General features: G+C 69.7%; 18 protein-coding genes. 8 read left to right on the top strand and 10 right to left on the bottom strand.

All coding sequences use genetic code 11. The annotated features are described in order from the left end of the window. Positions 1-501 precede the first annotated feature (501 nt). The gene (locus ACWD0F_RS19180) at positions 502-1,041 is read left to right on the top strand and encodes a hypothetical protein (RefSeq protein ID WP_449877129.1); all 540 of its coding nucleotides are present in this window, start codon (positions 502-504) and stop codon (positions 1,039-1,041) included. On the opposite strand, the gene ACWD0F_RS19185 is transcribed toward ACWD0F_RS19180, so the two are convergent. Then, positions 998-1,948, bottom strand: coding sequence for a glycerophosphodiester phosphodiesterase (locus tag ACWD0F_RS19185; RefSeq protein WP_449877131.1), 951 nt, complete (start codon positions 1,946-1,948; stop codon positions 998-1,000). The genes ACWD0F_RS19180 and ACWD0F_RS19185 overlap by 44 nt on opposite strands. A gap of 145 nt (positions 1,949-2,093) precedes the next feature. Further along, entirely contained in the window at positions 2,094-4,655 is a 2,562-nt protein-coding gene (locus ACWD0F_RS19190; protein WP_449877133.1) for a glycosyl hydrolase family 18 protein, read from the bottom strand. A 119-nt stretch (positions 4,656-4,774) separates the two neighbouring features. Here ACWD0F_RS19190 and ACWD0F_RS19195 point away from each other — a divergent pair, with 119 nt between their 5' ends. Next, on the top strand, positions 4,775-6,172 hold the full coding sequence (locus ACWD0F_RS19195; RefSeq protein WP_449877135.1) for an MFS transporter: 1,398 nt from the start codon (positions 4,775-4,777) through the stop codon (positions 6,170-6,172). On the opposite strand, the gene ACWD0F_RS19200 is transcribed toward ACWD0F_RS19195, so the two are convergent. Beyond that, positions 6,117-6,596, bottom strand: a complete 480-nt coding sequence (locus tag ACWD0F_RS19200) for a TIGR03618 family F420-dependent PPOX class oxidoreductase (RefSeq protein ID WP_449877136.1) — start codon at positions 6,594-6,596, stop codon at positions 6,117-6,119. The two genes, ACWD0F_RS19195 and ACWD0F_RS19200, sit on opposite strands and share 56 nt — an antisense overlap. A gap of 148 nt (positions 6,597-6,744) precedes the next feature. On the opposite strand from ACWD0F_RS19200, the gene ACWD0F_RS19205 reads away from it, so the two are divergent. Beyond that, complete coding sequence (locus ACWD0F_RS19205; protein ID WP_449877138.1) at positions 6,745-7,956, top strand: amidohydrolase; 1,212 nt, start codon at positions 6,745-6,747, stop codon at positions 7,954-7,956. A gap of 59 nt (positions 7,957-8,015) precedes the next feature. After that, positions 8,016-9,101 (top strand): PrsW family intramembrane metalloprotease, encoded by a 1,086-nt coding sequence (locus tag ACWD0F_RS19210; protein ID WP_449877140.1) that lies wholly within the window; start codon positions 8,016-8,018, stop codon positions 9,099-9,101. On the opposite strand, the gene ACWD0F_RS19215 is transcribed toward ACWD0F_RS19210, so the two are convergent. Next, positions 9,102-9,953 (bottom strand): alpha/beta fold hydrolase, encoded by an 852-nt coding sequence (locus tag ACWD0F_RS19215; RefSeq protein ID WP_449877141.1) that lies wholly within the window; start codon positions 9,951-9,953, stop codon positions 9,102-9,104. Between the two features lie 51 nt (positions 9,954-10,004). Between ACWD0F_RS19215 and ACWD0F_RS19220 the strand changes: the two genes are divergently transcribed. Next, positions 10,005-10,574 (top strand): CGNR zinc finger domain-containing protein, encoded by a 570-nt coding sequence (locus tag ACWD0F_RS19220; protein ID WP_449877143.1) that lies wholly within the window; start codon positions 10,005-10,007, stop codon positions 10,572-10,574. A 27-nt stretch (positions 10,575-10,601) separates the two neighbouring features. Beyond that, positions 10,602-11,222 (top strand): pyridoxamine 5'-phosphate oxidase family protein, encoded by a 621-nt coding sequence (locus ACWD0F_RS19225; protein WP_449877145.1) that lies wholly within the window; start codon positions 10,602-10,604, stop codon positions 11,220-11,222. 47 nt (positions 11,223-11,269) lie between these two features. On the opposite strand, the gene ACWD0F_RS19230 is transcribed toward ACWD0F_RS19225, so the two are convergent. Continuing rightward, positions 11,270-11,437 (bottom strand): hypothetical protein, encoded by a 168-nt coding sequence (locus ACWD0F_RS19230; protein ID WP_449877147.1) that lies wholly within the window; start codon positions 11,435-11,437, stop codon positions 11,270-11,272. A 324-nt stretch (positions 11,438-11,761) separates the two neighbouring features. Continuing rightward, complete coding sequence (locus tag ACWD0F_RS19235) at positions 11,762-12,244, bottom strand: hypothetical protein (RefSeq protein ID WP_449877149.1); 483 nt, start codon at positions 12,242-12,244, stop codon at positions 11,762-11,764. A 48-nt stretch (positions 12,245-12,292) separates the two neighbouring features. Between ACWD0F_RS19235 and ACWD0F_RS19240 the strand changes: the two genes are divergently transcribed. Together ACWD0F_RS19240 and ACWD0F_RS19245 are read left to right on the top strand one after the other, a co-directional pair. Continuing rightward, positions 12,293-12,421, top strand: a complete 129-nt coding sequence (locus ACWD0F_RS19240; RefSeq protein ID WP_449877151.1) for a hypothetical protein — start codon at positions 12,293-12,295, stop codon at positions 12,419-12,421. A 78-nt stretch (positions 12,422-12,499) separates the two neighbouring features. Beyond that, complete coding sequence (locus tag ACWD0F_RS19245; protein WP_449877153.1) at positions 12,500-12,751, top strand: hypothetical protein; 252 nt, start codon at positions 12,500-12,502, stop codon at positions 12,749-12,751. Positions 12,752-12,831: 80 nt separating this feature from the next. Here ACWD0F_RS19245 and ACWD0F_RS19250 read toward each other — a convergent pair whose 3' ends face one another. The 4 genes from ACWD0F_RS19250 to ACWD0F_RS19265 are packed head-to-tail and all read right to left on the bottom strand — an operon-like array spanning position 12,832 to position 18,464. After that, positions 12,832-14,547, bottom strand: a complete 1,716-nt coding sequence (locus ACWD0F_RS19250) for an ABC transporter family substrate-binding protein (RefSeq protein WP_449877155.1) — start codon at positions 14,545-14,547, stop codon at positions 12,832-12,834. A gap of 16 nt (positions 14,548-14,563) precedes the next feature. Beyond that, positions 14,564-16,576: a dipeptide ABC transporter ATP-binding protein gene (locus ACWD0F_RS19255; RefSeq protein ID WP_449877157.1), complete on the bottom strand. Its 2,013-nt coding sequence runs from the start codon at positions 16,574-16,576 to the stop codon at positions 14,564-14,566. Then, positions 16,573-17,481 carry an ABC transporter permease gene (locus ACWD0F_RS19260; RefSeq protein ID WP_449877159.1) on the bottom strand — a complete coding sequence of 303 codons (909 nt, stop codon included), beginning with the start codon at positions 17,479-17,481 and terminating at the stop codon, positions 16,573-16,575. The genes ACWD0F_RS19255 and ACWD0F_RS19260 overlap by 4 nt, the downstream gene beginning before the upstream one ends. Next, positions 17,481-18,464 (bottom strand): ABC transporter permease, encoded by a 984-nt coding sequence (locus tag ACWD0F_RS19265; protein WP_449877161.1) that lies wholly within the window; start codon positions 18,462-18,464, stop codon positions 17,481-17,483. The genes ACWD0F_RS19260 and ACWD0F_RS19265 overlap by 1 nt, the downstream gene beginning before the upstream one ends. Positions 18,465-18,501 lie beyond the last annotated feature (37 nt).

The following is an 18,501-nucleotide window of genomic DNA, read 5'->3' on the forward strand; positions in this document are numbered from 1 at the left end:
GACGGCAGGATACTGAGCACCCGGATCTCTCAGCCGGTCGATCGCAGTACCTATGGTCCAGGTATCTGGAGTCATATTCTCCGTGATCAGCTTCAGGTGGATGAGACGACGTTCTGGTGCGTGTGTTCAGAATGACGTGAAACCCGATCGCGGAGCGCCCGAACTACCGGCGGAGGCGTTGCCCGCCGATCTCGTTTTCATGTTGATCTCAAGGGTGGGTCTCGACGAGATGACGGTCGCAGCGATGAGCAAGGACGAGGCCATCGTCAGACTGCAGAAGTACTGGATCGACGGCACCTGATCCGAGGGAAGATCACACCCTCCGAATAAGTGCACTGCCCCAGTGCCGATGGTTCGAGGGGCAACGGGGTGTTCGGTGCCCCTCGTTCGTGGGTGACCGGTTACGGGGTGGGGCGTCCGGGTTTGGGGTGTGATGTCGTCTGGTGGCCAGGTGCGGCCAGCGGCTGGATCCGGCGCAGGGGTGTCGGCCATGCTCGTAGCATGAGGCGCGTCGCTGGGTGCGCTCTGGTGATCGGGGTTCTGGCGTACCTCTGGCACCGGCTCGGTCAGGTGGTGGTCGCCAAACTCCTCGGCAACCAGGACATGATCGTCGGGTTCGACTGCTGCCTGGACTATCACCGGAACGTTCCCGACCTGTGGGGAAACGTGCTCGTCGCGATCTCGGGGGTGATCTTCACGCAGGTGGTCGTGTGGCTGGCCGTCGCTCTGCTGGCCGCTCGGCGCGGGCCCGCGTGGCTGCTCATGACCGTGGTGGTGACCGGGTTCGTGGTGAGTCCGGTGGTGCAGCTCATCGTGTACGCGGTGTGGCACCGTGCCGAACGGGACTACGTGGCGGTGATCGATTATTCGATGGACGCGAGCGGACTGCCGGAGCAGGCGATGGTGGTGCTGATGCTGGGCATGTTCGCCGGATATTCGCTGGTACTGGGGCTGGCGGCGCGGTGGGCTTGGGAGCGGGCTCAGGGGCCGGGCGGGTTCAGGCGCCGAGCAGGCCGGACAGGACGTCGGGCCGGTTGGTGATGATGCCGTCCACCCGATAGCCGAGCATCCGGCGCATGTCGCTCGAATCGTCCACCGTCCAGGCGAGAAGCCGCAGGCCGAGGCCGTGCACGCGCCGGACGTAGGAGGCGGTGAGGGTGGTGTGCTGCGGGTTGACGAGGTCGGCGAAGGACGCCAGCTCGGGCAACTGCGCTGAGGTCGGCGTGCCGAGCAGCCCGATCGGTACGTTCGGCAGCAACCGGTGGAAACGGCGCATCGCATCCCAGGCGAACGACTGCACCACCACCCGCCCCGGCCGGAGCCAGCCCGGGTTGTTGCGCAGCTCGTCGGCGATGCGAGCCTCGATGCCCGGGTAGAGCTCCGGCGACTTGACCTCCAGCAGCAGGCCGAGGCCCGAGCCGCCCATCTCGCGCAGCGCCTCGCCGAGGGTGGGCACCGGCTCGCCGGTGTAGTCGCCGGAATGCCAGGAGCCGGCGTCCAGCTTGCGGACCTGGGCGAGGGTGAGGTCGCCGGTGTTCCACGGGGACAGATCCGGAAAGACCCGCTCGACGTCGGTCGTGCGGGTCAGTGTGGTGTCGTGCATGAGGATCAGTTCGTGGTCCTTGGTCTCCTGGACGTCGAGCTCGAACATGTCGGCGCGCTGGTCGGCCGCCAGGCCGAAGGCCGCGAGCGTGTTCTCGGGCGCGTACGCGGAGGCGCCCCGGTGGGCGACGTTGATCACGCCCGCGGCGGCGCCCCGGTGGGCGAGGTTGGTCACGCTCCCGGTGGTGTTCCGCGGGGCGACCTTGGTCGCGGTGGTGTCCCGCTCGGCGACGTTGGTCACGGTTGCAGGGGAGCTGACGCTGGTGGCGGTTGTGGCGGAGGCGGGGGAGGCGATGGGGGAGAGGGAGAGGGCGGTCACGATGACGAGGGCGAATCGCCGGAGCATGGGTCTCCTACGAGGGGGAGAGACAGACGACTCGACGATGACTCCGTCCCGTGACAGGCAGTTGAGCGCAGAGTAGCGCGGGGATGCCCGGCCGGTGAGCATTCGACACGCGGGGCGGGGACCTGGCGCCCCCGCCCCGCTCAGCTCACCTGAGACCCGTGTCCAGCGCAGTGGTGAGAACGCCGGGATCGCCCGACATCTCCCAGATCATCGCGCCGAGCAGGCCCTTGCTCCGCAACCAGGCCGTCTTCTTGCCGATCGACCAGGCGTCGTCGAACGTCCACCACTGGCCGGTGCCGCCGGTGTGACAGTAGGTGGCCACCGCCTGCTCGTCATGCCGGACCGTGCAGCCGGGGACCATGGCCAGCAGGTTGCTGTAGCCGCGGGTGCCCGCCTCCTCCTGGAACTGGCCGGGGGCGGCGCCGCCGGCGGGCTGCCATTCGCCGTACTTTCCGCCGTCGGGCACCTGCTGCCAGCCGCGTCCGTAGTACGCCAGGCCGATGGTCAGCTTGCGGGGATGCACCCCGGCCTGGAGGTAGACGTCGACCGCCTTCTCGACGCTGAAGTCCGGGTCGTACGGGCTGTCGCTGTCCAGGTAGAGGTTGCCCTGGTGGCCGGTGCGGTTCGGTTCCCAGGAGTTGTCGCTGCCCGCGCCGTGGAAGTCGTACCCCTGCACATTGAAGATGTCCAGATATTTCGTGACTTCGGGGAGGTCCCAGCCGGCCGCGATCTTGGCCGGATCGGCCGGGGTGAACGCCGTGAGCTGATACCGCCTGCCCGTCGTGACCGTCAGCGCGTCGAGCTGGCGGCGGAACTCGGCGATCAGCAGCGTGTTGTTCGCCCTGTCGTTCGGGCTGACGTGGTTGCCCGCGTGCCCCTCGGCGCCCGGCCACTCCCAGTCCAGGTCGATGCCGTCGAAGATGCCCGTGCCCGTCCCAGCGCCGCCGGCGGCGTTGTAGGCGGGCAGGTTGCCCTTGATGTAGACGTCGATACAGGACGAGACGAACTTCTTGCGGGCCGCGTCCGTGGCCGCGACGTCGGAGAAGTACTTGGAGTACGTCCAGCCGCCGAGCGAGATCAGCACCTTCAGGTGCGGATGCTTGGCCTTGAGCTTCTTGAGCTGGTTGAAGTTGCCGCGCAGCTTCTCCCAGCCGGTGTCGGCCACCCCGTCCACCGACTGCGCCGCGCCGAACGGCCGCCCGTAGTCGGCCTCGGCGTCGCCCGCGCCGTCGCCCTGGTTCGGATCCTGCGGGTTGGCGGTGGTGCCCTTGGTGACGCCTTGCAGGCAGGTCAGGTTCTGCGGGTCGATGTTGGCGAAGGCGTAGTTGATGTGGGTGAGCTTGGCGGCCGCGCCGGTCGTGTCGAGGTTGCGGACGAAGTACTGGCGGCCGTAGATGCCCCATTGCACGAAATATCCGACGCGGGCGTAGCCGGCCTCGACGATGTCCGCCGTCGTCGCCTGCACCGCCGCGCCGGCCGCGGAGACGTTGTCGTACAGGTCTCTCGCCCGGACGGTGAACGTGTACGCGGTCGAAGGCGACAAGCCGGAAATGACCGCCGTAGTGCCAGTAACGGTCGCCGCGACAGAAGTGCCGATATATACGTCGTAGTTCGCGATGCCGGAAGTATCGGTTGATGCCGTCCAGGCCAGCGTGACGGTGGACGACGTCCTGGCGGTGCTCCGCAGGCCGGTCGGCACGGTCGGCGGCTGGGTGTCGTCGGCCGGATCGCGGGTGGTCACCTGCAGGGGCGCGGACGCCGGTGACAGCGTGCCCTTGCGGTCCTTGGCCTTGACGGTGAACGTGTACGCGGTCGAGGGCGTCAGCCCCGTGACGGTCGCCGAGGTCCCGGTCACCGAGGCGGCGGGGGCGGCGCCGTTGTAGACCTCGTACCCGATGATCGGCAGGCTGCCCGGCGTGGCCGCGTCCCAGGCCAGCGAGACGGTCTTCGTGGTCCTGACGGGGGAGCGCGGGTTGCCCGGCGCGCCCGGCGGCGTGTCGGGGGTGCCGTCGCAGTTCACGTCGTTGACCCGGCAGTTCGCCGGCTCGGCGTTCGCGGTGCTGAGGGTGAAGGACGGGCTGTAGGGCTCGGTGGTCGCGCCCGCGTTCACGGTGCTGTTGTAGTGGGCGGGCGTCAGCGTCACCGTGCGGCCGCTCTGGCTGAGCGAGCCGTTCTGGGCGTTGCCCGCGGTGACCCCGGCCGGCAGGTCGAAGACGATCGTCCAGCCGTTGAGCGCGGCGGTCCCGTTGTTGGCCACCACGAACTTGGCGGCCGTGCCGCTGACCTCGTACGTGGCGCTGACCGGCGGCGGCGCGGGCGGATCGCCGCCGCTGCCGTCGCAGTTCGCGCCGTTGATCAGGCAGCTCACCGGCTGGACCGCCGAGCTGAGCGTGACCTTGGGGCTGTACGGCTCGGTGTCGCGGCCCGGCTGCACGGTGCCGATGTAGTAGGCGGGGGTCAGCGTGACCTTGGTGCCGCTCTGCCGGACGGTGGCGTGCTGGGGGTTGCCCGCGGTGACTCCGGCGGGCAGGTCGAAGACGATCGACCAGCCGGTCACGGCGGTCGTGCCCGGATTGTGCACGACGAACGTGCCCGTGGTGCCGGACAACGCGAACGTGGCGACGAGGCGGCTGGCGGCCTGGGCCGGCATCCCGCACAGCGTGCTGATCACGAGAATGGCGATCGGGAAGATTGCTAATCGGCGCACGTCAGAGTCCTTCCATTAAAGAAAGTTTCCTAACAATTAGGCGGATCGTAAGCCTGGGTCGCCGGGCTGGCAAGGGTCCGGTGCTTTCCGGGGATTCATGGGGCTTTAGGATGAAAGTCGTGAAATTGGCGGTTCTTCTGTCGGCGTGGTTCATGGCCCAGTTCGACTTCTTCGTGGTCAACGTGGCGGCCCCGTCCATCGAGCGGGATCTGCACGCCGGCCCGGCGGCCCTGGAGCTGATCGTCGCCGGCTACGCCTTCACGTACGCGGCCGGCATGATCACCGGCGGCCGGCTCGGGGACCGCTACGGCTACCGGCGCATGTTCGTCTGGGGCGTGATCGCGTTCACGATCGCGTCGGTGTTGTGCGGCCTGGCCGTGAACCCGGGCCAGCTCGTGGCCGCCCGCCTGCTCCAGGGCCTGGCGGGCGCCGCGATGGTGCCCCAGGTGCTGGCCACGATCTCGGCCGGGTACCCGCCGGAGGAGCGGGCGCGCGCGCTCGGCTGGTACGGCGCGGCCGGCGGCCTCGGCTCGATCGCCGGGCAGGTCCTGGGCGGGCTGCTGCTCTCCGCCGACGTGCTCGGCCTCGGCTGGCGGGCCGTCTTCCTCGTCAACCTGCCCGTCGGCCTCGTCGTCGTGCCGCTCGCCCTGAAGGTGCTGCCCGAGGTGAAGACCTCCCGCCGCGCCCGGCTCGACCTGCCGGGGGCGGCCGGGCTGGCCGCCGCCCTCGCGCTGGTGCTGGTGCCGCTCGGCCTCGGCAACAGCCTGGGCTGGCCGCTCTGGACCTGGATCTGCATGGCGGCGAGCGTGCCGGTGTTCGTGCTGACCTGGCGCCGGCAGCACGCGCTCGCAGCGCGCGGCGGGCAGCCGGTGCTCGACCTGGCCCTGCTCAGGGTGCACTCCTACCTGGCGGGCGTCGGGTCGATCGTGGCGTTCATGGCCTACTTCGCGTCCTTCATGTTCACGCTGACGCTGCTGCTCCAGGGCGGGATGCGGCTGACGGCGTTCGAGGCGGGGCTGGCGTTCGCGCCGATGGGGGTGCTGTTCACGGTCACCTCGCTCCTGGGGACGAGACTCGTCAGAAGGCACGGCCTGGTCGTCGTCATGATCGGCGGCGCTGTCGCCCTGCTCGGTCTCGGCCTGCTCATCGTCTCGGCCGGCGGCGGCCTGCCGGCCGTCATGGTCGCGCTCATGCTCGTCGGCGCCGGCAACGGCCTGGTCCTGCCGCAGCTCATCGGGGCGGCGCTGATCGAGGTCGAGCCGCACCAGGCGGGCATCGGGTCCGGCATCCTCAGCACCGCCCAGCAGTTCGCGGGGGCCGGCGGCGTGGCGGTGATCGGCGCGGTCTTCTTCGCGGTCGCCGCCGGCGACTCCCATGCCGCGGCCATGCGCTGGTCGGCGGCCATCGACGTGGTGCTCGTGCTGGCCGTGATCGCGACCGTGGCCTACAACAGGCGGCGGGCTAGGCGGAAGGCATGGGCAGAGCGGTCCCGTACAGCCGCGACACCCTCAGCCTGATCACCAGCCGCCGGTCGGCGACCATCTGCCGCAGGAACGCCTGCGCGTCGGCCGGCTCGGCGAAGGGCGGCTGCATCTCCAGCAGTTCCCGGCCCATCTCGTCGCCCGGCTCGGTGCTCACCGGCGACAACTCCGCCCGGCCCTCGGCCACGGCGTAGGACGAGAAGTCGTCGCTGGCGACGTAGAGGGCGCAGCGCGGCTGCTCGTGGAGATGGCGCACCTTGAGCCGGTCGGCGATGGTCGAGATCCGCACCACCCGCCGATCGGGGTCCCAGGTGTACACGATCGTGGACAGGTGCGGATGGCCGTTGCTCTTGGTGGTGGCCAGCGCGCCGAACCGCTGCGCGCTCAGCAGGCGCGAGAGCTCCTCGTCACCCAGTGACTGAGGGCTCGGCCCCGCGCCTGGCCCGTACTCCTGCGACATGCATCTTCTCCCCGTACGTATGCGGAGATATCAGCCTATTGCCAGCTCCCGGGCGAGGTCGACGTCACCGTTCCACCTGTCGAGCCGGCGTTCGTACCGGTCGGGAGTCCTGGAGGCCCACTACCCGCCCACCTGTAGGTTACGACTCATGAATCTTGCTATTACCAGCGGATATGTCGTACCGATCGACGGCGACCCCATCGAGGGCGGCACCGTGCTCATCGTCGACGGGAAGATCGCCGCGGTCGGCCGGGAGGTGGCCGTGCCCGAGGGGACCCCCGTGGTGGACGCCGCGGGCGGCTGGGTGCTGCCCGGCTTCGTCGAGGCCCACGGCCACCTGGGCGTGCACGAGGAGGCCGAAGGGTGGGCCGGTCAGGACACCAACGAGATGACCGACCCCAACGGCGCTCGCCTGCGTGCCCTCGACGCCATCAACCCCGCCGACCTGGCCTTCGCCGACGCCCTGTCCGGGGGCGTGACCACCGCCGTGATCAAGCCGGGCTCCGGCAACCCGATCGGCGGGCAGACGGTCGCGATCAAGTGCTGGGGCAGGACCGTGGACGAGATGGTGCTCAAGGAGCCGACGAGCGTCAAGAGCGCGCTCGGCGAGAACCCCAAGCGGGTCTACGGCGACCAGAAGAAGTTGCCCTCCACCCGGCAGGGCGTGGCCGCGGTGATCCGCGACGCGTTCATGAAGGCGCAGGACTACAAGGCCAAGCGGGCGGCCGCCGAGGAGGAGGGCAAGCCGTTCGACCGCGACGGCACGCTGGAGATCCTCGTCCGCGTGCTCGACGGCGACCTGCCCTGGTGCCAGCACACGCACCGGGCCGACGACATCGCCACCGCGCTGCGGCTCGCCGACGAGTTCGGCTACCGCCTGGTGATCAACCACGGCACGGAGGGGCACCTGCTGGCCGACACCCTGGCCGAGAAGAACGTGCCCGTCATCATCGGCCCCCTGTTCACCAGCCGGTCGAAGGTGGAGCTGCGGCACCGCTCGCTGCGCAACCCCGGCATCCTGGCGCGGGCGGGCGTCGAGCTGGCGATCACCACCGACCATCCCGTCGTGCCGATCCACTTCCTGGTCCACCAGGCCACGCTCGCGGTCAAGGAAGGGCTGGACCCGGACGTGGCGCTGCGCTCCATCACCCTGAACCCGGCCCGCATCATGGGCCTCGACGATCGGGTGGGCGCCCTGCGTCCCGGGCTCGACGGTGACGTGGTCATCTGGTCGGGGGACCCGCTCGACGTGATGAGCCGGGCGCTGCGGGTGTTCGTGTCCGGGCGCGAGGTGTACACGTACACGGACGGAGAGCCCGTGGTCGCCGACCCCTACTACCGCGAATCAAGTAACCGTTAAGTGACTGTAGACGCGGCGGGCGCATAGTGGTCGGACTCGACGGGAAGAGAGGCACCACGATGACAGCTCCCCTCCTCGCTCAGCGTCCCAGCAAGGCACTGCTCATCGGCCTCATCGTCTCGGGCGCCCTCGCACTGATCACGCTCGCCGTCATGCTGGTGACCGGCGGCCCCGTCGGATTCGGCCTGTCCGCGCTGCTGGCCGTCGCGCCGCTGCCGGTGCTCCTCGCGGCCGTGCTCTCGCTCGACCGGCTGGAGCCGGAGCCCAAGCTCAACCTCGCCTTCGCGTTCGCGTGGGGCGCCGGCGTGGCGATCGTGCTGGGCATCGCGCTGACCCTCCTGGGCCAGGAGCTGTTCAGCAGCGCCGGCTACGACTCCGCGGTGGTCAAGGACGTCGGCACGGTCCTGCTCGCGCCCGTGATCGAGGAGGCGCTCAAAGGCTCGGCGCTGCTGCTGCTCCTGCGCAGGAGGGCCGAGATCGACGGCCTGACCGACGGCATCGTGTACGCCTCCATGGCCGGCCTCGGCTTCGCCGCCGTGGAGAACGTCGGCTACTACCTGCTCGCGTTCGGGGAGGACGGCCCCAAGGGCGTGGTCCAGCTCTTCGTCCTGCGCGGGCTGATCGACCCGCTCGGCCACCCGATCTACACCTCCATGATCGGGCTCGGCGTCGCCTACGCGCTCACCCGCCGCACCCCCGCCAGGCTCGCCGCGATCCCGCTCGGCTACCTGGCGGCCGTCTCCCTGCACGCCCTGTGGAACGGCGCCGCCACCACCGGCTCGCTCGGCTGGCTGGGCAGCGCCTACCTCGTGATCATGGCGGCGCTTGTCGCCCTGATCATCGTGACCGTCCGCGAGCGCCGCCAGCTCGTCGCCAAGATGAGCCTCTACCTGCCCGCCTACCAGCAGACCGGCCTGGTCACCGAGGCCGACGTCCGGATGCTCTGCACTCTGGCCGGGCGCAAGGCCGCCCGCAAGTGGTCCAGGAAATCGGGGCTCGGCCGGGCCATGAGCGACTACCAGCAGGCGGCGACCGAGCTGACCATGGTGCACCTGCGGGCCGAGCGCAAGGGCATGGAGCCGGCCAAGTTCGCGGTCGAACGGGACGGCTACCTCGCCGCGATGGCGCACGCCCGCAGGTGGTAGTCAGGCGGGCAGCAGAAAGTCCATGAGGTGGGCCAGCACGGCGTCCGGCTGCTCCTCCGCCAGGAAATGCCCGCACTCCGGGATTTCGGCCCCTCGCACGTCAAGGGCGTAATCCCGCCAGACGTCCAGCACGGGCACCTCGGCGGGCAGCCCTGCCGCTCCCCAGAGCGCCAGCACCGGCATCTCCAGCCGCCTGCCCTGCTCCCAGTCGGCGTCGTCGTGCTCGGCGTCGTGCGGGAAGGAGGCCCGGTAGTCCTCGAACCCGGCCCGCAGGGTGCCCGGCCGCTCGAAGGCCCGTACGTACTCCTCGATCTCCAGCCGCGACCGCTGCACCGTCCACTGCTCGAAGAAGTGGCCCAGATAGCCGCGCACGTCCTGGCCCGCGAGCCGCTCCGGCAGGTCGGGCTGCAGGTGGAAGACCCAGTGCCAGGTGCTCGCCGCCAGCCCGGTCCTCATGTCGAACCGCTCCCACACCGCCCGCGTCGGGATGATGTCCATCACCACCAGCCGCTCCACCTCGTCCGGGTGGTCGAGCGCGTAGCGGTGGGCGACCCTGGCCCCCCGGTCGTGGCCGGCGAGCCGCACGGTGTCGTGGCCCAGCGAGCGGGCCAGCGCCCGGAGGTCGGCCGCCATCGTGCGCTTGTCGTAGCCGGTGGCCGGCTTGTCCGTCCTGCCGTAGCCGCGCAGGTCGGGCGCCACCACCGTGAAGTGCTCGGCCAGGGCCGGCATCAGATGCCGCCAGCAGTGGCCGGTCTGCGGCCAGCCGTGCAGCAGCATGAGCAGCGGGCCGTGACCGTCGATGAGGTAGTGCGTCCGCAGGCCGTCGAGGTCCGCCATCCGCGATTCCGTCATGGTGTTAACTCCATCATGGGGTTACCGGTAACTCCATCATAGAGTTAGGGCATGGACTGGGTGTGGGACGGGGGGCGGCCGAGCCTCGATTTCGTGAACACGTACCGGAGCCGGAAGAGCGGCGGCTGGGAGTTGCTGCGCGAGCCCGCCGACCTGGTCGCCTGGCTGACGGCGGCCGGTCACGGCACGGCGCGGGCCGACGGCGCACGGCTGGCACGGGCGCGGGACCTGCGGGAGGCGATCAGCCGGTGCGTCGACGCCGCGCTCGCCGCCACGGTCCCGGACCCGGCGGACCTGGAGCTGGTCAACGACTGGGCCGCGCGCCGGCGGGCGGCCGTGCTCCAGCTCGCCCCCGATCTCTCCCTGGTACGGCTGCCGCCCCCGGACCCGGGCGAGGCGGCGCTGGCGGAGATCGCGTACGACGCGGTGGCCCTGCTGGGCGGCGACGAGCGGCGGCAGCTACGCGTCTGCGCCAGTGCCACGTGCGGCCTGCGCTTCACCGACCGCTCCAACGCGGGCAAACGCCAGTGGTGCTCGATGAGCCGGTGCGGCAACCGGGAGAAGGTCCGCCAGCACCGAGCCCGCCACAGCACCAAGGGACCTGATTTCCTGACAAAATAGTGGAAAACCCCTGAAACAGGAGATCACATGAGCTGGGCTGAGATCGGGTCGGAGGCCGAACTGCGCGAACTGCTCGGCGAGGTGATGCCGAGGGCCGTGACCAAGGAGCGCCCGCGCCTGCATGAGCGCGACCGGGAGTGGCTGGCGGCCTCGCCGTTCTGCCTGATCGCCACCTCGGACGACGTGGGCAACTGCGACGTCTCGCCGAAGGGTGACCCGGCCGGGTTCGTGCACGTTCTCGATGACCACACGATCGCCATCCCGGACCGCCCGGGGAACCGCAGAGCAGACGGATTCCTCAATATCCTGAAAAATCCGCATGTGGGGTTGATCTTTGTCATCCCCGGGCGCAACGAGACCCTGCGCGTCAACGGCCGGGCCCGGCTCGTCCGCGAAGCCCCGTTCTTCGACGACATGGTGGTCAAGGGCCACCGGCCGCACCTCGCGCTCGTGGTCGACATCGAGACGATCTACTTCCACTGCGCGAAGGCGTTCATGCGCTCCTCGTTGTGGCGGCCCGAGAGCTGGGAGCCCGACGCCCTGCCCTCGCACGCGCGGCTTGTGAAAGACGTGCAGAAGGTGGAGGAGACGGTGGAAGAGCTGGAGAGCTACTACGGTCAGCTCTACGCCAAGAAGCTCTACGGCTGATCCCACGTCGCCGGCCCAGGCCCGTCACGGCCTGGGCCCGGATGGCGTCAGGCGGCGGGCGTGGGACCGCCGGGGAAGTGGATGACGTTGCGCCCGGCGTAGGCCCGTATGTCGATCACCTTGGGATCGGCGGGCGGCTTGCGGCGATCGGTGGAGCGAATGTCGCGGACCTTGTGCCTGGCGACATGTGGCGGCACTGCCACAAGCCTCTTCATCGTGCGCCCCCCGTGATGTTCTTGTTATCTATGTTATCTACAGATACCCCCGTAAGTTTGCTGTAAGGAGTATGTCAATAGGGAAGATTGCGGCCCGCCGGTGAACGCAGGTCCAACCCCGGCCGCGGGCGCCGCCTGGGCACCGACTTCCTGACTCTGACGCGTTTCATGCTCTGCCCCCGCATCGCTGGCAACGCCGCGCCGCCCGGCGCCGGCACGGCGGGCCGGTGACCCGCCATGCGCGACAACCTAATCCGGGTGCCCGGCATCGCTCAACGCATTTCTGCGCAGTGGTACGGCCCCGATCCGGCGCCTGGCGAAGAGCTATCCCTTGCAGTTGCCCCAGGACTTCCGGCCGCCCCACGCCTCGACGCGGTTGCCGGGGTCGCGGGTCCACCCGGCGTACCGCACGCACTTCCAGCTTCCGTCGATGTGGCCGGTCTCGGCGTAGTAGCGGTACTTCTGCGCGTCCTCCGTCTTGCCGCCGCCCCGGACCTCCAGGTAGGCGCCGGTGACCGTGCGGGTGCCCAGATAGGCCGTCTTGATCGCGGCTACGCAGTTCTTGCCGCTGCGCTTGCTGTACATCAGGTAGACGTGCCCGAACACGGCTCCCGCGCGGGTCTTCATCGCGCGGTGGCCGTCCGTGACTCGGTGGAAGCCCTTGCCGCAGATCCGCTCGGGTGTGTAGGCCGCCGACCCGGCGTACGCGGCGGAGGGGATGGCGGCGATTCCGGCGGCGACCAGGGCGGCCGCGATGACCGTTCGGGTGAGCACGATCGTCCCTTCGGTGGGGGGTACAAAGGTCAACGACGATCTTTACGGGGCTCTGACCGAAATTTCAAGGGTTGCTGGTAAATGCCGCGCATCGCCGGTCTGAGCGTCTGGCTCGGACTCCCCGCCGCGCCGGCCGCGCTCGGGCTCCTGGGCCTGCCGCTGCCGGCCCGCTTCGTGACCGAGCGCCCGGGACGGGGTGACGCGGCCTGAATATGGTGGTTCTTTGAGGAAGAGAGACCACGGAACCGGGTATCCCCCCGGCGGATCGACTGCGATAAGGGGATCACCATGGCTGTCTGCGAGACCTGCGGCAACGACTACGACATGGCGTTCGAGGTGCACGCGCAGGGAGCGGTGCACACCTTCGACTGCTTCCAGTGCGCGATCGAGGCGATGGCCCCGATCTGCGAGCACTGCGGCACGAAGGTCATCGGGCATGGGGTGCAGTCGGGCGAGCACTGGTACTGCTGCGCGCACTGCGCGCGCGAGGAGGGCAACAAGGGCATCGTCGACCGCACCGTGGTCGGCAGCTCCGCCTGACCTGCCCCGCGCCCGGCGGCTCTCGCGCGCACGCCATCGGCCGGTCCGGTGTGGCGGGCCGATGGCGTGCGCGGTGTGGATCAGCCGGTGAAGCCGATGTCCTCGTAGCGGAGGTCGTAGAATCCGCGCGCCCCCACGTTGGCGAGCGTCTGCCGGGTCGCGACGTTCTGCGGGCGCTGGTAGAGCGGCAGCACGTTCACGATCTGCCAGATCAGCTTGTCGGCGGCGTTGGTGAGGGTGCGGGCCTGCGCCGGATCCAGGCTCTGCGCGGCCCGGCTCATGGCCTCGTCGATGGCCGGAGATCCGGTACGCCCGAAGTTGGCGTTCCACGTCTTCCCATCGGCGGCGTTCGCGTAGATCCCATAGCTGCTCGAAACGGGGAACGGCGTACCGATATAGGCAAAGGGCGTGATGTCGAAATTGCCGGGAATGACGTACTTGGTGAAGAAGTCGTCGCTCGGCACCGCCTTGATGGACAGCTTGACGCCGATCTGCGTCAGCATGCTCTGCGCCAGCTCACCCTCGGCCTTGCTGAGCTGGACCCCCGACGGCACCACGAACCGCAGGTCGAGCGTCTTGCCGTCCTTCTGCCGCACCGACCCGTTCAGCTTCCACCCGGCCGCGTCCAGCAGTTGCCGCGCCTTGCCCGGGTTGTAAACCCCCAGGCTCCCGGCGTTGTCCTGATACCCCTCCTGCGTGTTCATGAAGAAGTGGTTGTTCAGCAGCGCGATCGGCCAGTCGAGCCCTTGCAGGTCGGATTGCGCGATGGCCTGCCGGTTGATGCCGAGCTGGATGGCCTGCCGCACATTCTGATCCGACAACAACTCGCTGGACCCATTAAAGGTGAAATGTCGGAAATCGGGCCCGGCTGCCTGCCGCACCTGCGCCCCCGCCGTGGCCTTGGCCCGCGCGTAGTCGGGCGCCGACGGCCCGACGTCGATGATGTCGAGCTCGCCGTTGCTGAACGCCCCGATCAGCGAGTCCTGCTCCGACGACCGATAGATGATCTTGTCCAGCTTGGCCCGGGCGCCCCACCAGGAATCGTCGCGCACCAGGGTGATCGTCTTGGCGGTCTGGTCGAACCCCCCGAACTTGAACGGCCCGGCCGAGGCCGGGATCTTGTTCAGCCAGGCGTTGTTGAACGCCTCGGCCGTCCGGTTGGTGGCGGCGGGCAGCAGCGGCCCGAACAGCGACTGCCAGTCGCCGAACGGCCTGGTGAACGTCACCTCCACCTCATAGTCGTCCTTCCCCCGCGCCACCTTCGCGATGTCCTGGTAGCCGGTGGAGGAGACGATGTGGAAGGCGGGGTCGCGCCCGTTCAGCGCCTGCCACTGCGCCTGGTAGTCGGCCCACGTGATCGGCTTCCCGTCGGACCATTTGGCCTTGGGATTGAGCGTGTACGTGACCGTCTGCTTGGGCTGCTGCTGGGTCACCCTGGCGTCGAGCACGTAGTCGCGATCGACCGAGATCTCCGCCTTCTCGTTGGAGTGGAACGGCGACGGCAGCAGCGCGTTGCTCACCACGGCGGCCATCGCCAGGTTGCCGTCGACGTGGCTCCTGTTCCACTGGGCGGGGAACTCGTTGATGCCCCAGCGCAGCGTCCCGCCGTCCTTGACCTTCTCGCGCGGCTGCGGATTGATGTCGAAGGCCTTGAGCGTGCGCCCGTCTCCGGCGCGGTCCTGAGCCTTCGGGCCACTGGCGCCGCCGGTGCCGCCGGTGCCGTTGCCACCGCAGCCCGCCAGGCACAGCGAGCCCGTCACGGCGACGGCCACGACCAGACGTGATGGTTTCGTCAAGCGAATTCCTCCTGATTCAAACGACTTCGCGGCTCTCGGCGTAATGGCAGGCCGCGCCCTGGTCCGCGCCCAGGAGCCGCACCTCGGGCTCCACGTGCACGCAGAGCCCCCGCTCGGCGTCGGTGAGCTCGGCCCGGAACTTCGGGCACCTGGTGCGGAATCGGCAGCCCGTCGGAGGGTTGGCCGGGCTGGGCAGGTCGCCTTCGAGCAGAATGCGCTCGCGCGAGCGCTCGCGTACCGGATCGGGCAGCGGGATCGCCGACAGCAGCGCCTGCGTGTACGGATGCATGGGCGCGTCGTAGACCGCGTCCACCTGACCGATCTCGGCGATCCTGCCGAGGTACATCACCGCCACCCGGTCGGCGATGTAGCGCACCACGGCCAGATCATGCGCCACGAACAGGTAGGACAGCCCCAGCCCGGCCCGCAGCGAGTCGAGCAGCTTGATCACGCCGGCCTGGATCGACACGTCGAGCGCCGAGACGGGCTCGTCCAGCACCAGCAGCCTGGGCTCCAGCGCGAGCGCCCTGGCGATGCCGATGCGCTGCCGCTGCCCGCCCGAGAAGTCCTGCGGGTAGCGGGCCGCGTGCGCGACGTCGAGCCCCACCAGGGTGAGCAGCTCGGCGATCCGCCGGCCGGGACGCCGGTGCCCGTGGGTGCGCAGCGGCTCGGCCAGGATGTCGTGCACGGTCATGCGCGGATCGAGCGAGGCCATCGGATCCTGGAAGACGACCTGCATGTCACGCCGGATCTCGGTGCGCTCGGCGGAGGTGAGCCGCGCCGTGTCGTGGCCGAGCACGACGACGCTGCCCTCCTGCGGCGGGACCAGCTCAAGGATCTGTGTCAGCGTGGTCGTCTTGCCGCTGCCGGACTCGCCGACCAGCCCCAGCGTCTCGCCCTGGCGGATGTCGAAGCTGGCCCCGGCCACCGCCTGCACCGTGCCGATCCTGCGCTTGAACAGCGCCCCCTTGAGCAGCGGAAAGTGCTTGACCAGGTCGCGCACCTCCAGCACCGTCCGCTCGCCGCGCACCCGCGGCCCCCGCGTCTCGGCCGGGGCCGGGCGCGGGCCCGGCCGCACCTCGTCCCAGCGGATGCAGGCGGCCCGGTGCCCCTCCGCGACCTCGAACAGCGGCGGCTCCCGCTCGTCGCACGCGTCGATCCGCATCGGGCAGCGGGGCGCGAACGGGCAGCCCGGCGGCAGCGCGGCGGGAGAGGGCGGGTTGCCCTCGATGGGCGTCAGCGGCTGGCGGCCGTCCCGGTCCACACGCGGGATCGAGCCGAGCAGCCCCGCCGTGTACGGCATCCGCGTCCGGTAGTAGATGTCGTCCACGTCGCCCACCTCGACCGGGCGCCCGGCGTACATGACCAGCACCCGGTCGGCGAAGCCGGCCACCACGCCGAGATCGTGCGTGATCATGATGATCGCCGCGCCGGTCTTGCGCTGCGCCCGCTTCAGCACCTCCAGCACCTGCGCCTGGATGGTGACGTCGAGCGCCGTGGTCGGCTCGTCACAGATGATCACGTCGGGGTCGTTGGCGATGGCCATCGCGATCACCACGCGCTGCCGCATCCCGCCCGAGAACTCGTGCGGGAAGGCCAGCGCCCGCTCGGCGGGATGCGGGATGCCGACGAGTTCGAGCAGCTCGATGGCCTTGACCAGGGCGGTCTCCTTGCTGACCCGCTGGTGCACGCGCACGGCCTCGGCGATCTGGTCGCCCACCCGGTAGACGGGCGTCAGCGCGGACAGCGGGTCCTGGAACACCATCGACATGGCCTTGCCGCGAAAGGACGTCAGCTCCCGCTCCGAGGCCCCGATCAGCTCCTTGCCGTGCAGCCGGACCGACCCGGTGACCCGCGCCCCCGGCGGCAGCAGCCCCATGACGGCGGCCGAGGTGACCGACTTGCCCGAGCCCGACTCGCCGACGATGCCGAGCACCTCTCCCGGGCGTACGGCATAGCTGACCCCGCGCACCGCGCGCACGTCGCCGAAGGAGACGTTGAGCCCGCTGACCTCCAGGACCGGCTTCATCGCGCCCTCTTCGACGACGGGTCGAACGCGTCCCGCAGCGCGTCGCCGATCAGGTTGACCGCGAGCACGGTGACCACCAGCAGCCCGGCCACGAACCAGAACGTCCACGGCGCGTAGACGGCCGTCTTGGAGCCGTCGGCGATCAGCGTCCCGAACGACACGTCGGGCGGCTGGATGCCGAACCCGAAGTACGACAGCGAGGTCTCGGTGAGGATCGCGGCGCTGACGTTGAGCGTGGCGTCCACGATCAGCAACGACGACAGGTTGGGGATCACGTGCCGGAAGATGATCCGCACCGGCGGCACCCCCATGTAGCGCGCGGCCTGCACGAACTCCCGCTCCTTCAGTGAGATCGCCATCCCGCGCACGATCTTCGAGGTGACCATCCACAGGAACAGTGCCAGCATGATCACGAACAGCGGCCACTGCCCCGACCCGAACAGCGGCGACATGATCGCCAGGATCAGGAACGCGGGCAGCACCAGCAGCAGGTCGGACACCCAGGTCAGGGTCCGGTCCGTCCACCCCCTGAAGTAGCCGGCGAACGCGCCCACCACGGCGGCCAGCGCCGTCGACACCAGCGCCGCCAGCAGCCCGACGACCAGCGACTTCTGCATGCCGCGCAGCGTCACCGCGTAGACGTCGGCGCCCGTTTGGAGCGTTCCGAACCAGTGGGAGGCCGACGGCGGCTGCAGGAACGCGGTGAAGTCCTTGTCGGTGTAGGTCCATGCGCTGAACAGCGGCCCCGCGAAGGCCAGCAGGAACATGAACGCCAGCACCGCGAACCCGGCGCGTCCCTGCGCGGAGCGGAAGAAGCGCCCGGCGACCACCCGCACCCTGGACGGCACCCTGGTCGTGACCTCGCCGGTGAGGTTCTCGGCCAGCTCCTCCTCGGACAGCGTCATCAGGCCCGCACCCTCGGGTCGAGCGCGGCGTGCAGCAGGTCGGCGGCGAGCGAGGCGCACAACACGGCGACGGCCGCGAGGCACGAGATGGCCGCGACGGTGTTGACGTCGTTGGTGAAGATGGAGTTGATGAGCTGCTCGCCCAGCCCGTGCCAGCCGAAGATCTTCTCCGTGAACGTCGCCCCCGTCAGCAGCGACCCGAACGTGAACGCGAAGTAGGTCGCCACCGGGATCAGCGCCGTCCGCAGCGCGTGCCGGATGAGCGCCTGGCTCCTGCTCAGTCCCTTGGCCCTGGCCGTGCGGACGTAGTCGGCGCCGAGCACGTCGAGCATCATGTTGCGCTGGTAGCGGCTGAAGACCGCGATGAGGCCCACCGCCAGCGAGACGGTCGGCAGGATCAGGTGCTGCAGCCGGTCGAGCGCCTGCCCCCAGAAGCCGGTGGTCAGCCCGACGCTGTATTCGCCGGAGACGAGGAACACCTGCCGGCCGAACACCCGCTCGTTGGCCCACGCGGCCAGCAGGATCAGCATGTTGGCCAGCACGACCACCGGCACGGCCAGCACCACGAAGGACAGGGCGGTCGAGATCCGGTCGAACCATCCGTACTGGTTGACCGCCGCCAGGGCGCCGGCCAGCACCCCCAGCAGGCTGCCGAAGATCAACCCGAGCATGACCAGCCGGAAGGTGACGCCCATGCGGCGCTTGAGGTCGGCGTTGACCGGCGAGCCCGCGACCGAGCGGCCGAAGTCGCCGTGCAGCACGCCGCCCGCCCAGGTGGCGTAGCGCTGCAGCAGCGGCGTCTTGTCGTTGAGGTTGAGCGCGGTGAGCTGGGCGTCGACGACGGCGGCCGGCGGCTTCGGGGTGCGGTCGGCGTAGTTGGAGCGCGGGTCGAGGGCCGTGGCCGCGAGCAGGTAGGCGAGACTGGCGGCCACCGCGACGAGCACGACGTAGTTGAGCAGCCTGCGGGTCAGCCATCCCGCCATCGATCCCCCTCCGACGCGCAGGGCACGTAGGTGCGGC

The organism is Nonomuraea sp. NPDC002799 (assembly GCF_053592075.1).

Coding starts and splice junctions, on each gene's coding strand:
- ACWD0F_RS19220 (WP_449877143.1), top strand. CDS start 10,005: ATGGACTGGGTGTGGGACGGGGGGCGGCCGAGCCTCGATTTCGTGAAC.
- ACWD0F_RS19245 (WP_449877153.1), top strand. CDS start 12,500: ATGGCTGTCTGCGAGACCTGCGGCAACGACTACGACATGGCGTTCGAG.
- ACWD0F_RS19185 (WP_449877131.1), bottom strand. CDS start 1,948: ATGCTCCGGCGATTCGCCCTCGTCATCGTGACCGCCCTCTCCCTCTCC.
- ACWD0F_RS19230 (WP_449877147.1), bottom strand. CDS start 11,437: ATGAAGAGGCTTGTGGCAGTGCCGCCACATGTCGCCAGGCACAAGGTC.
- ACWD0F_RS19240 (WP_449877151.1), top strand. CDS start 12,293: ATGCCGCGCATCGCCGGTCTGAGCGTCTGGCTCGGACTCCCCGCCGCG.
- ACWD0F_RS19225 (WP_449877145.1), top strand. CDS start 10,602: ATGAGCTGGGCTGAGATCGGGTCGGAGGCCGAACTGCGCGAACTGCTC.
- ACWD0F_RS19200 (WP_449877136.1), bottom strand. CDS start 6,596: ATGTCGCAGGAGTACGGGCCAGGCGCGGGGCCGAGCCCTCAGTCACTG.
- ACWD0F_RS19180 (WP_449877129.1), top strand. CDS start 502: ATGAGGCGCGTCGCTGGGTGCGCTCTGGTGATCGGGGTTCTGGCGTAC.
- ACWD0F_RS19260 (WP_449877159.1), bottom strand. CDS start 17,481: ATGACGCTGTCCGAGGAGGAGCTGGCCGAGAACCTCACCGGCGAGGTC.
- ACWD0F_RS19205 (WP_449877138.1), top strand. CDS start 6,745: ATGAATCTTGCTATTACCAGCGGATATGTCGTACCGATCGACGGCGAC.
- ACWD0F_RS19255 (WP_449877157.1), bottom strand. CDS start 16,576: ATGAAGCCGGTCCTGGAGGTCAGCGGGCTCAACGTCTCCTTCGGCGAC.
- ACWD0F_RS19265 (WP_449877161.1), bottom strand. CDS start 18,464: ATGGCGGGATGGCTGACCCGCAGGCTGCTCAACTACGTCGTGCTCGTC.
- ACWD0F_RS19215 (WP_449877141.1), bottom strand. CDS start 9,953: ATGACGGAATCGCGGATGGCGGACCTCGACGGCCTGCGGACGCACTAC.
- ACWD0F_RS19210 (WP_449877140.1), top strand. CDS start 8,016: ATGACAGCTCCCCTCCTCGCTCAGCGTCCCAGCAAGGCACTGCTCATC.